The organism is Rathayibacter sp. AY1D1 (assembly GCF_002932635.1).
Lineage (GTDB): Bacteria > Actinomycetota > Actinomycetes > Actinomycetales > Microbacteriaceae > Rathayibacter.
Genome location: NZ_PSVY01000015.1, coordinates 25,881 through 38,056, shown reverse-complemented (window position 1 = coordinate 38,056; position 12,176 = coordinate 25,881). Strand labels below are relative to the sequence as shown.

Sequence of the window (12,176 nt, the reverse complement as noted above, 5' to 3'; positions counted from 1 at the left end):
GACGACCAGTTTACGGTGCGGGGGCGGGGGTCTCGGCCCGGTCGCCCAGGTCGGCGCGGGCGCGCTCCTCGGCGTCGAGCGCCTCCTCTGCCTCGCGCTCCCACGCGTCCTTGACGAGGCGGAACCAGAGGTAGAGGGCGAAGCCGGCGAAGACGACCCACTCGATCGCGTAGAAGACGTTGAGCCAGTTCAGCGAGACGTCGCTCACGCGCGCCGGGGAGTCGATGGCCCCGAGGCCGGCGACCGGCTCGTCGACGACGACGTAACCCTGGTAGACGTCCTGCGGCGGATCCGGCCAGCGGTTGATCAGCGCGGGGACGGAGAGCGCGGTGAGGGTGGCGGGGTCCAGGCCCTCCGCCGGCGCCTCCGCGGCCTCGTTGGCCACGAGGCGGCCGGTGAAGGAGGAGGGCGCCTGCTCGCTCCCGCTGTTGAGCGCGTCCGCGACGGACTGCGCCTGCGTTTCGTCCTGCGTCCAGCCGTAGGCGAGCACCAGGTCGGCGTCGGCGGTGCGGGTACGGGCGATGACCCACCAGCCCGGCTGCTCGCCGTTCAGGCGGCCGCCGAGGATCTCGGCACCGCCCGGCACGAAGACGGACGAGCCCTCCACGCGCTGTCCGTCGGCGGTCGCCGTGATCGAGCGGGAGGGGGTCGCGACCTCGGCGAGCGGGAGCGTCGTCTCCGACACTCCGGAGTCGGGCGCGGCGGCTTCGACCGCGCGGCCGACCTGCCACTGCCCGAGCGCGGCGAAGAGCCCGGCGATCAGGAGTGCGAGCGCCAGCGCGGCGATCCAGCGCGGGCGCCGGGCCACCTGCCCGACCGTGCTCTGCGTCATTCGTCCCTCGTCCGCCCTCGATCCGTGCGGTGTCCCGCGGGCCGGATCGAGCCTAACCCGTGAGTGTGGGAGCTCCGTGGGATCAGTAGTCGGGCTCCCTCGGGCGGCGGGGCCGGGCGTCGTCGGCGCCGTCGGACTGCTGCATCGCCTGGTCGATGAGCGCCTGGCGCATCGGATCGGGGAACTCGTCGTCGAGCTCGTCCGGCTCCGCGGGGCGCCTCGGAGGAGCGGGGGCCTCCTCCGCGGAGACGGCGGGCGCGGCCATCGCCGCCTCCACGAGCGCGAAGTCCTCCTCGTCCATCGCCGTGGCCGCTGCGGGTGCCGGGCGGTGCCGCCGCCGCGAGAGGAACGCGCCGATGCTCTCGGAGCGCGAGGCGAGGATCGGCCCGACGATCGCCATGATCAGCACGTAGAGGCCGGCGAAGGGCTGGATCCGCTCGTCGAGCCCCGCCGAGAGCGAGAGCGTCGCCAGGATGAGCGCGAACTCGCCGCGGTTGTGCAGGATGAACGCCGCGTTCAGGCCCGCGCGCGGTCCGAGCTTGTTGAGCCACGCGACGAACTGCCCCGCGCCGAGGTTCAGGACGATGGTCATCACCGCGGCGATCAGCACCGGGACCACGACGCTCGGGAACGCACCGGGATCCAGCCCGAGACCGAAGTTGACGAAGAAGAAGGCTCCGAACACGTCGCGCAGCGGGATCGCGATGTGCTCGACCCTCGACCGGAACCGCGTCGCTCCGATGACCAGTCCGATCAGGAACGCGCCGATCGCGTCCGTCACTCCGAGGACCTCGCCGATGCCGCCGAACAGGATGGCGAGACCGAAGAACAGGATCGTGAACAGCTCGTCGTCGCGGGTGCGGAAGAAGCGGGAGACGACCTTCCCGCCCCAGCGGGCGATCGCGAACATCACCACGAGGAACGCGAACGCGATGACGAGCTTGAGCACCACCGGCCACGGCTCCGTCTCGCCCGAGAGCACCACGGACACGATCGCCAGGTAGACCGCGATGAAGATGTCCTCGACGACCGTGACGCCCAGGATCATCGGCGTCTCGGGGTTCGCCAGGCGCTTGAGCTCGATCAGCAGCTTGGTGACGATCGCGCTCGAGCTCGTCGCCGTGATGCCGGCGATGATCAGCGCCTCGCGGCTCCCCCAGCCCAGCGCGAAGCCGAAGCCGAGGCCGACGGCCATGTTGACCGCGATGTAGGAGCCGCCGGAGAGGATCAGGCGGCCGGCGTTCCCGAAGAACTCGTCCTGGTCGAACTCCAGGCCGAGGTTGAACAGCAGGAGTATCAGCCCGAAGACCGCGGTCAGCTCGATGTAGCTCGACTCGAAGTCGAGTGGGAAGAGGTGGAAGTTCGGGCTCGCGAGGAGCCCGACGACCATGTAGATCGGGATGGCCGGGAGCCCGATCGTCCTCCCCAGCCGGCCGAGGACGTAGGCGACGACGAACAGGACGCCGAGGACGATGAGGTCTTCGCCGTGGTGCATCCTCAGGCTCCGGGCGGGGCGTCGACCGTCTTGGCGAAGCTGCCGGTGCGGAAGAACGCGAACGCCTTGGCGACCTTCTCGGGGCTGCCGGCGACCACGAGGGTGTCGCCGGGGAAGACGCGGAAGTCGGGGGCCGGCGCCGGATTGGCGGCGTCGCCCCGGACCACGGCGACGACGGTCAGCCCGACGATCCCTCGGTCGGCGGGCTTGCCGAGCTGCTGTCCGGCGATGTGGTCGTCGTAGTCGACGGTGAACCAGTCGATCGAGAGGCCCGGGATCTGGTCGAGCGCGGTCAGCGACTCCGTGATCTGCGTGCCGCCGAGGAGCTCGGCGAGGGTGTGCGCCTCGTCGTCGCTCAGGCGGAGGGACACCTTGGCGCCGTCCTGGTCGCCCTCGGCGAACGTGATCAGGTCGCTGTGGCCGGAGCGGTGGGCGATGACCCCGACCTTGCCGCCGTCGGCCGTCAGGAACGTGTGCAGAACGCCGACACCGGGCAGTTTGACCCTGCGGACCTCGACCATGCGTGCTCCCTCCGCGCCGTGCGGCGCTCCCACTCGGGACTTCCAGCTTAGGCGCGTGCGGAGCCCTCCTGCCGAGGGAACCCCGACCCGTCGAGGGATCCCGCGGTTCCCGGCGGGCTCGGCGGTGCTGCGTTCCCTCGCTGCCCACAGGTGGTGGGGGGAGTCTCCACAGAGGGAGCGGAGGGAGGGAAGGGGGGCGGAAGCGAGCAGTGGGGATCTATCGAGACGGGGCGTGCCGCCGGTCGGACGAGTCCGTGCGGCTGCGCCGCGGTACGCGCGGACCGGCGAGTGGGCGGGGGCCTCCGCGGACGAGCGGCAGCGGGCGCGGATCGACGCCGTGGCCGCGACCTGGAGCGCGCCCTTCGTCCTCCGCGAGTCGGCGGCGGCGGTCCGGGACTCCTCTTGGTCGAGCCGCTCGCGGAGACCGTGCATGTCGAGGGGCGACGGACCTGGGCAGCCGGACGTGGAACGGCGTCGCGGAGCGCGCGTCCGCCCCCACCCGCACTGATCGACGGACGCGCCGTCTCGGATATGGCGCAGACCGCCGTCGATCCGAACCGACCCGGCGTTCCTCGGGGGCCGCTCGCCCGAGCACGTGCTTCTCGCCGGGAAGACCGGATCCGCGCGCGCGGGTCCGTAGCGTCGTCCGCCGGGCTGGCGCGAGGCCTACGACGCCAGCCCGTCCGGCCGACCCGCGCCGGCGTCCGCCGCGTCCAGGGACCCCCGGGCCGTCGAGGGAGCCCGCTGTTCGCGGCGGCCTCGACGGTCAGGATCGCCTCGGTCGGTGAGCGTCAGCTGGGCTGGTACGGCGCGACGACGACCTCGACCCGCTGGAACTCCTTGAGGTCGGAGTAGCCGGTCGTCGCCATCGAGCGGCGCAGGGCGCCGATGAGGTTCGCCGTGCCGTCGGCGCCGGTGGCCGGGCCGTAGAGGACCTGCTCGAGGGTGCCGACGGTGCCGACCTCGACGCGGCGGCCGCGCGGCAGCTGCGGGTGGTGCGCCTCCGCGCCCCAGTGCCAGCCACCGCCGGGAGCGTCGGTCGCGCGCGCCAGCGCCGAGCCGAGCATCACGGCGTCCGCGCCCACCGCGACGGCCTTCACGATGTCGCCGGAGGTGCCGAGGCCGCCGTCCGCGATGACGTGCACGTAGCGTCCGCCCGACTCGTCGAGGTAGTCGCGGCGAGCGCCGGCGACATCGGCGACCGCGGTCGCCATCGGAGCCTGGATGCCGAGCGTCGTGCGAGTGGTGGAGGCGGCACCGCCGCCGAACCCGACGAGGACGCCCGCGGCGCCCGTGCGCATGAGGTGCAGGGCCGCGGTGTAGGTGGAGGCGCCGCCGACGATGACGGGCACATCGAGCTCGTAAATGAACTTCTTGAGGTTCAGCGGCTCGGTATCGCGCGAGACGTGCTCGGCCGAGACGGTCGTGCCGCGGATGACGAACACGTCGACCCCGGCGTCGACGACGGTCTGGTACAGCTCCGCGGTCCGCTGGGGCGACAGGGCCCCGGCGACGGTCACGCCCGCGGCGCGGATCTCGGCCAGGCGCGCGGTCACCAGCTCGGGGCGGATCGGAGCGGAGTAGATCTCCTGCATCCGCTGCGTCGCGGTCTCGGCCGGAAGCCGGCGGATCTCCTCGAGCAGCGGCTCCGGGTCCTCGTACCGCGTCCACAGACCCTCGAGGTCGAGGACGCCCAGCGCCCCCAGATGCCCGAGCCGGATCGCCGTCGCCGGCGACACCACCGAGTCCATCGGCGCGGCGAGGATCGGCGTCGCGAACTGGTACGCGTCGATCGACCACTTCACCGACACGACCTCGGGGTCGCGCGTCCGGCGGCTCGGGACGACGGCGATGTCGTCGAAGGCGTACGCGCGGCGGGCGCGCTTGGCGCGCCCGATCTCGATCTCCATGACGCTGAGTTTACTGTGGCTCGCTCCTCGCTCCGCTCGTCGCTCGCCCGCGGTCGGCCCGAGCGGATGGTCGCGGTCCGCGGAGCGGGTCGCGTCCGCGCTACGACGATCCGCTCGCACGCGGATCGCCGGTTACCGCTGAGCGGCGTCAGCCGTGGCTCGCTCCTCGCTCCGCTCGCCGCTCGCCGCTCGCCCGCGGTCGGCCCGAGCGGGCGGTCCCGTTCCGCAGAGCGTCCCGCGTCCGCGCTACGACGATCCGCTCGCACGCGGATCGCCGGTCACCGCTGAGCGGTGTCAGCCGTGGCTCGCTCCTCGCTCCGCTCGCCCGCGGTCGGCCCGAGCGGGCGGTCGCGTTCCGCAAAGCGGGTCGCGTCCGCGCTACGCCGATCCGCTGGAAAGCGGATAGCCGGTCATCTCTCCCTCCTTGCACGGGACGCCCTGATCGCTTGCCCGCGATCGGCCCGGGCGAGTGGCCACTTTCCGCAGAGGCGTACGCCCGCGCCTCGACGATCCGACGGAACGATCGTCGGTCACCGCTCCCACCGGGCTCCGCACCAGGCCGCGATCGACGCGAGCGGGCGCACACCACCAGCAGGTGGAGCCAGCGCGGCCGCCACCACGATTCGCTGCAACGCGGGAAGCCCGTCCCCACTCCGTCGCGCTCGCGCGCGGCACACGACCACTCCCCCGCGTCGGCAAAGGCGGAAGCCCTCCCCCGCAGTCGCGGCGGCGCCCCGCGCCGCTCGCGCTGCGCCTCCCGCTCCTCAGCCGAGGACCGGTGCTCGTCTCCCGGAGGGAGGCGGCGGATCGGGATCGCGGCCCCTCCGGCGTGGTGGGCGTATGGGCCGCAGGCCCATCGGGCAGAGGGGCCGCGATCCCGATCCGCCGCCGGCCCCACCAGACCTCTCAGCGCCGGTAGTTCGGCGCCTCCACCACCATCTGCACATCGTGCGGGTGCGACTCCTTCAGCCCGGCCGCCGTGATGCGCACGAACTTCCCGCGCTCCTTCAGCTCGGGGATGGTGCGCGCTCCGACGTAGAACATCGACTGGCGGAGCCCGCCGGCGAGCTGGTACGCCACGTTCGCGAGCGGGCCGCGATAGGGCACCTGGCCCTCGATGCCCTCGGCGATCAGCTTGTCGTCGGTGGGCACGTCGGACTGGAAGTAGCGGTCCTTCGAGTAGGAGGTCCGCTCGCCGCGGGTCTGCAGGGCGCCGAGGGAGCCCATCCCGCGGTAGGTCTTGAACTGCTTGCCGTTCTGGAACACGAGGTCGCCGGGGCTCTCCTCGCAGCCCGCGAGGAGCGAGCCGAGCATCACGGTGTCGGCGCCGGCGACGAGCGCCTTGGCGATGTCGCCGGAGTACTGGAGGCCGCCGTCGGCGATCACGGGCACGCCGGACTCGCGCGCGGCGAGGGACGCCTCGTAGACCGCGGTGACCTGCGGGACTCCGACGCCGGCGACGACGCGGGTGGTGCAGATCGAGCCGGGGCCGACGCCGACCTTGATGGCGTCGGCGCCCGCGTCGACGAGGGCCTGCGCCCCGGAGCGGGTCGCGACGTTGCCGCCGATGACGTCGACGCCGGCGAAGGCGGAGTCGGACTTCAGGCGGCGGATGATGTCGAGCACGCCGGCGGAGTCGCCGTTGGCGGTGTCGACGACGATCACGTCGACGCCCGCGTCGAGCAGGGCGGTGGCGCGCTGCCAGGCGTCGCCGAAGAAGCCGATCGCGGCGCCGACCCGGAGGCGGCCCTCGTCGTCCTTCGTGGCGTTGGGGTACTGCTCCGACTTGTCGAAGTCCTTGACCGTGATGAGGCCGGCGAGCTTGCCCTGCGCGTCGACGAGCGGTAGCTTCTCGATCTTGTGCTGCGCGAAGAGGGCGATGACCTCGCTGTCGGGGATGCCGACGCGGCCCGTGATCAGGCCGGTTCTGGTCATCACGTCGCGGACGAGCGTGGTCGCCTTCTCGAACGGCGAGACGAAGCGCATGTCGCGGTTGGTGATGATGCCCACGAGCACGCCGGTGGAGTCGACGACGGGGAGGCCGCTGATCCGGTACTGGCCGCAGAGGTCGTCGACCTGGGCGACGGTGGCGTCCGGGGTGGTGGTGACGGGGTTCGAGACCATGCCCGACTCGCTCCGCTTCACCCGGTCGACCTGGTCGGCCTGGTCGGCGATCGAGAGGTTGCGGTGCAGGACGCCGAGGCCGCCCTGGCGGGCCATCGCGATCGCCATGCGCGCCTCGGTGACGGTGTCCATCGCCGCGGAGAGCAACGGGGTCGCCACGCTGATGCGCTTGGTGAGACGGGAGGCCGTGTCGGCCTCGCTCGGGATGACGTCGGTGTGCCCCGGGAGGAGCATGACGTCGTCGTAGGTGAGTCCGAGGAATCCGAAGGGATCCGGCTGGTCCATCAATGCCCCTTAGCAGGTCGAGTGCGGGAGCCCGGAGAGGACGGGAGGAGTCCGCTCACGAGCGCCACGGTTGTTCGATCTTAAGCGCCGTGAGGCTCGCGGTATTCCTCGACGGCGCGGCCGCCGGGCCGCGGATGGGCGCTGGAGCGCTCTCCTCTCCCTCATAATGTCGTCACGCGTAAGTGCGGACGGTGAAACACCGCCGACATATGCGGAACGTATGGTCAACCAACGTTGTTTGACGACGGCGATTCGGGCGTGCCCGGAGACCCCATCCGTCTGTGCACCCTGACGAGAGGTAGACGTCTTGCTCACAGCCAGCCGTTCGATGCGCCGCCAGCGCTCGACGACCCTGCATCCGACGGACCGGGAGGCGCCCCGTGGATAGGAGACGCCCGAGGCTCCGAGACCGGCTCCTGGCCCTGGGTCTGCTCGCCGCGACCCTCACCGGGATCGCCGCGGCGGCCCCCGCCGCACTCGCCGCCACCACCGCCGACCAGTCGATCATCGCCTGGGTCCGCGTGCAGGGGACGAACGAGAACCTGACGGGGGTGACCGTCGAGATCGGCGGCGACGCCTCCGCGACCGTGACCACCGGCGAGGACGGCCGGGCCACGTTCCCCCTCGACGCCGCGGGCACCTACACGGTGACCGTCGACGAGGAGTCCCTGCCCGCCGACAAGGGCTACCCCGCCGCGGGTCAGAACCCGAAGCAGGTGAAGATCGTCGCCTCGCAGAACCAGATCGTGAACTTCATCGTCTCGACGGCCAACCCGAAGGGCTCCGGAGCGACCGTCCCGGTCCCGACGGACTCCGCGGCTCCGACGAGCCCCGCGACCGAGGGCACGACCGGCAACGACGCGACGAACCCCGACGGGACGTCCAACGCGGTGAACCAGCCGGTGTCGGCCGACACGTTCTGGATCATCTTCTGGCCGAAGGTCGTCACCGGACTGATCTTCGGGCTCCTGATCGCCCTCGCGGCGATCGGCGCCTCGCTGATCTACGGCGTGACCGGCCTGAACAACTTCGCCCACGGCGAGCTGGTCACCTTCGGCGCACTGATGGCGTACCTCTTCTCCGGGGTCTTCGGACTCCCGGCGCTGCTGGCCATCCCGATCGCGGTGATCCTCGGCGGGGCCTTCGGCTTCGTCCAGGACGGACTGCTCTGGAAGCCGCTGCGGAAGAAGGGCATCCAGCTCATCCCGCTGATGATCGTGACGATCGGCCTCTCGCTGGCGCTGCGCTACGTGTTCGTCTTCTTCTTCGGAGCCGACCGCCTCTCGCTCCCCAACAGCACCGCTCCGTTCTTCACGGTGCCGGAGCTCGGGATCAGCCTGAAGTTCACCGACATCGTCGGCGCCGTCGTCGGCGTCGTCTGCATCGTCGCCGTGGCCTACGTCCTCACGAAGACGAAGATCGGCAAGGCGATGCGGGCGGTCTCGGACAACCGGGCCCTCGCCTCCGCCTCGGGCATCAACGTCGAGCGCGTCATCCGCGTCGTCTGGGTGATGTCGGGCGCTCTCGCCGCGCTGGCGGGCGTCTACATCGGCTACTACCAGTCGCTGCGCTGGGACACGGGAGCGTCGATCCTGCTGCTGATCTTCGCGGCGATCACGCTCGGCGGACTCGGCTCCGCCTACGGCGCGCTGGTCGGCTCGCTCATCATCGGACTGATGATGAACATCTCGACGATCTGGATCCCGGAGAACCTCAAGTACGTGGCTCCGCTCGTTCTCATGATCATCATCCTCCTGGTCAGGCCGCAGGGAATCCTGGGCCGCAAGGAACGGATCGGCTAGGACACCATGAACCTCAACTTCATCTGGCTGGCGATCGGGCAGATCGTCGATCCCACTGTCGCCGCGTACGCGCTGGCGACCATCGGCCTGGTCATCCACTTCGGATTCACGGGGCTGCTCAACTTCGGACAGGCCGGCTTCATGGCAGTGGGCGGCTACGCCTTCGCCATCACCTCGGTCAAGTTCGAATGGCCCGTCTGGGGCTCCTTCCTCGCGACGATCGTCGCGGCGACCGTCTTCGCGCTCATCCTGGGCATCCCGACGCTCCGGCTGCGGGCCGACTACCTCTCGATCGTGACGATCGCGGCGGCGGAGATCATCCGGCTCTCGGTCAAGACCCCCGAGTTCTCGGCGATCACCGGCGGCTCGGAGGGCATCAACGGCGCGGCGAAGGCGTTCAACGACCTCAACCCGCTCCCCGAGGGCCGCTGGGGCATCGGCGTCCTCACCTACAGCCAGGACCAGTGGTGGGTGCGGATCGTCGGCTGGGGCCTCGTGCTCCTGGCCTGCCTCCTGGTGTTCCTCCTGATGCGCAGCCCCTGGGGCCGCGTCATCAAGGGCATCCGCGAGGACGAGGACGCCGTGCGCTCGCTCGGCAAGAACGTCTTCTCGTACAAGATCCAGGCGCTCATCCTGGGCGGCGTGCTCGGAGGCCTCGCAGGAGCGCTGTTCATCCTCCCCCGCTCGCTCCAGCCCGACAACTACGGCACCCAGCTCACGTTCTTCCTCTACACGATCATGCTGCTGGGCGGCGCCGCGACGGTCTTCGGACCCGTCGTCGGCTCGATCATCTTCTGGGTCGTCCTCGGTCTGACCGACGGACTGCTCACGCTCGGGATCGACACCGGGGTCCTCAACAACGACCTCATCCGCCTCACCACCGTGCAGACCGGACCCATCCGGTTCATCGTGGTGGGGGTAGCCCTCATGCTCCTGGTGATCTTCAGACCCCAGGGGATCTTCGGCAAGAAGAAGGATCTGCACTTTGCCTAAGACGCCGGTCTCGGACATCACCGAGGAAGCAATCGTCCCCGGGGTCAGGAAGAAGGACCCCATCGTCGTCGCCGACAACGTCAGCCGCCGCTTCGGCGGCCTGACCGCGGTCGACGTCGAGCACCTCGAGATCCCCCGCGGATCCATCACCGCCCTGATCGGCCCGAACGGGGCCGGCAAGACCACGTTCTTCAACCTGCTGACGGGCTTCGACAAGCCCAACACCGGCAAGTGGAACTTCAAGGGCAAGAACCTCGCCAACGTCCCGGCCTACCGGGTGTCGCGGATGGGCATGGTGCGCACGTTCCAGCTCACCAAGGCGCTCGGCGGCATGACGGTGCTCGAGAACATGCTGCTCGGCGCGAAGGGGCAGAAGGGCGAGAACATCTTCACCTCGCTCATCCGCCCGCTGTGGTCGAAGGAGGAGGACTCGATCGAGCAGCGCGCGATCCGCCTGCTCGAGAAGTTCAAGCTGGACACGAAGCGGGACGACTACGCGTCGAGCCTGTCGGGCGGCCAGAAGAAGCTGCTCGAGATGGCGCGGGCGCTGATGTCGGAGCCCGAGCTCGTCATGCTCGACGAGCCGATGGCCGGGGTGAACCCGGCGCTGACGCAGTCGCTCCTGGGTCACATCGTGAACCTGAAGGACGAGGGCATGACCGTGCTCTTCGTCGAGCACGACATGCACATGGTCAACACGATCGCCGACTGGGTGATCGTGATGGCCGAGGGCAAGGTCGTCGCCGAGGGCCCGCCCTCGACCGTGATGAACGACCCGGCCGTCATCGACGCGTACCTGGGCGCGCACCACGACACCGACCTGGGCACGATCGAGGGCCAGCTCGAGATCGCCGAGGAGATGGACTCCGACCTCGTCCGCGAGGACGTGGAGCGGCAGGCGGAGCAGGCCGGCGTCCCGACGCCCGGCCACGACGCTCCGGCCGCCGGAACGGCGTCCCCGTCGGCCTCCGCGCCGACGAGCGTCGCCCCGACGACCGACGCCCCGGCCGTCGAATTCGAGAAGGACGAGAGATGACCGCCGACACGACGACTCCGAACACCCTCGAGACGCACGACCTGCACGCGGGCTACGTGCCGGGGGTCAACATCCTCAACGGCTCGAACGTCTACGTGAAGCGCGGCGAGCTCGTCGGGATCATCGGCCCGAACGGTGCAGGCAAGTCGACGCTGCTGAAGGCGATGTTCGGCCTGGTCAACATCCGCCAGGGCACCGTCCTGCTGAACGGCGAGGACATCACCGGCCTCAAGGCCGACAAGCTGGTGTCCAAGGGCGTGGGCTTCGTGCCGCAGAACAACAACGTCTTCCCGTCGCTCACCATCGAGGAGAACCTCGAGATGGGCATGTACCAGAAGCCGAAGCTGTACAAGGAGCGGCTCGAGTTCGTCACCGAGCTCTTCCCGGAGCTCAGCAAGCGGCTCAAGCAGCGCTCGGGGTCGCTCTCGGGCGGTGAGCGCCAGATGGTGGCGATGTCGCGGGCTCTGATGATGGACCCGTCGATGCTGCTGCTCGACGAGCCCAGCGCCGGCCTGTCCCCGATGCGGCAGGACGAGACCTTCGTCAACGTGCAGCGGATCAACCGCGCGGGCGTCTCGATCATGATCGTCGAGCAGAACGCGCGGCGGGCGCTGCAGATCTGCGACCGCGGCTACGTCCTCGACCAGGGCCGCGACGCCTACGAGGGCGCGGGCCGGGAGCTGATGAACGATCCGAAGGTCATCGAGCTCTACCTGGGCACGCTCGCGACGACCAACGAGGTCACCACGAGCACCCCGACCGTCGGCGGCTGACCCCCGCTGCGAAGGGCCCGTCGTCTCCGGACGGCGGGCCCTTCGTCGTTGCCGGGGCGCGGAGCGGGCGCGAGCGGGCCGAGGGGCCGGTGCGGCTCCGGGGCGGAGGCGGGGCCGCTCGCGCAGGGCGCCGGGCGGCTCGGAGACCACTCCGAGCAGGGCGGGAAGGCAGGCGGCTCGGTGCCCGGAGACGCGCCGGCACGGGGTGCCGCAGAAGGGAGGCGGGGGGGGGCCGCTCTCCCGGCGCGGACAGGCCTTCACCGGTCTCTCCGCGATGCCCGCCGAACCCCCGGGAAGTCGGCGGAACGGCGGGCCAGACCCTCGGTCTCCTGTCCGCGGGACGAGGGCAGGACAGCGAGAGTCTCTCCGCACCAGCGACACCCACGAGGGGGACAGGATATCGCC

9 protein-coding genes are annotated in these 12,176 nt (G+C 70.6%); 4 read left to right on the top strand and 5 right to left on the bottom strand.

Features of this window, described 5'->3' with window-relative positions; genetic code table 11:
* Positions 1–10 precede the first annotated feature (10 nt).
* The 5 genes from C5C56_RS10890 to guaB form a co-directional block, all read right to left on the bottom strand.
* The gene (locus C5C56_RS10890; RefSeq protein ID WP_104319583.1) at positions 11–832 is read right to left on the bottom strand and encodes an SURF1 family cytochrome oxidase biogenesis protein; all 822 of its coding nucleotides are present in this window, start codon (positions 830–832) and stop codon (positions 11–13) included.
* Between the two features lie 82 nt (positions 833–914).
* On the bottom strand, positions 915–2,327 hold the full coding sequence (locus C5C56_RS10885; RefSeq protein ID WP_104234167.1) for a cation:proton antiporter: 1,413 nt from the start codon (positions 2,325–2,327) through the stop codon (positions 915–917).
* A gap of 2 nt (positions 2,328–2,329) precedes the next feature.
* Entirely contained in the window at positions 2,330–2,848 is a 519-nt protein-coding gene (locus C5C56_RS10880; RefSeq protein WP_068256939.1) for a cation:proton antiporter regulatory subunit, read from the bottom strand.
* A 791-nt stretch (positions 2,849–3,639) separates the two neighbouring features.
* Positions 3,640–4,758, bottom strand: a complete 1,119-nt coding sequence (locus tag C5C56_RS10875; RefSeq protein ID WP_104224734.1) for a GuaB3 family IMP dehydrogenase-related protein — start codon at positions 4,756–4,758, stop codon at positions 3,640–3,642.
* 906 nt (positions 4,759–5,664) lie between these two features.
* Entirely contained in the window at positions 5,665–7,167 is a 1,503-nt protein-coding gene (guaB, locus tag C5C56_RS10870; RefSeq protein ID WP_104319582.1) for an IMP dehydrogenase, read from the bottom strand.
* A 380-nt stretch (positions 7,168–7,547) separates the two neighbouring features.
* Here guaB and C5C56_RS10865 point away from each other — a divergent pair, with 380 nt between their 5' ends.
* Genes C5C56_RS10865 through C5C56_RS10850 form a run of 4 tightly spaced genes read left to right on the top strand, consistent with a single transcriptional unit; the run spans position 7,548 to position 11,771 of the window.
* A complete protein-coding gene (locus C5C56_RS10865; RefSeq protein WP_104224732.1) occupies positions 7,548–8,969 on the top strand; it encodes a branched-chain amino acid ABC transporter permease in 1,422 nt (473 codons plus the stop codon).
* Between the two features lie 6 nt (positions 8,970–8,975).
* A complete protein-coding gene (locus C5C56_RS10860; protein ID WP_104224731.1) occupies positions 8,976–9,962 on the top strand; it encodes a branched-chain amino acid ABC transporter permease in 987 nt (328 codons plus the stop codon).
* Entirely contained in the window at positions 9,955–10,998 is a 1,044-nt protein-coding gene (locus C5C56_RS10855) for an ABC transporter ATP-binding protein (RefSeq protein WP_104224730.1), read from the top strand. Before C5C56_RS10860 ends, C5C56_RS10855 begins: the two co-directional genes overlap by 8 nt.
* Entirely contained in the window at positions 10,995–11,771 is a 777-nt protein-coding gene (locus C5C56_RS10850) for an ABC transporter ATP-binding protein (protein ID WP_104224729.1), read from the top strand. The genes C5C56_RS10855 and C5C56_RS10850 overlap by 4 nt, the downstream gene beginning before the upstream one ends.
* Positions 11,772–12,176: the final 405 nt, after the last annotated feature.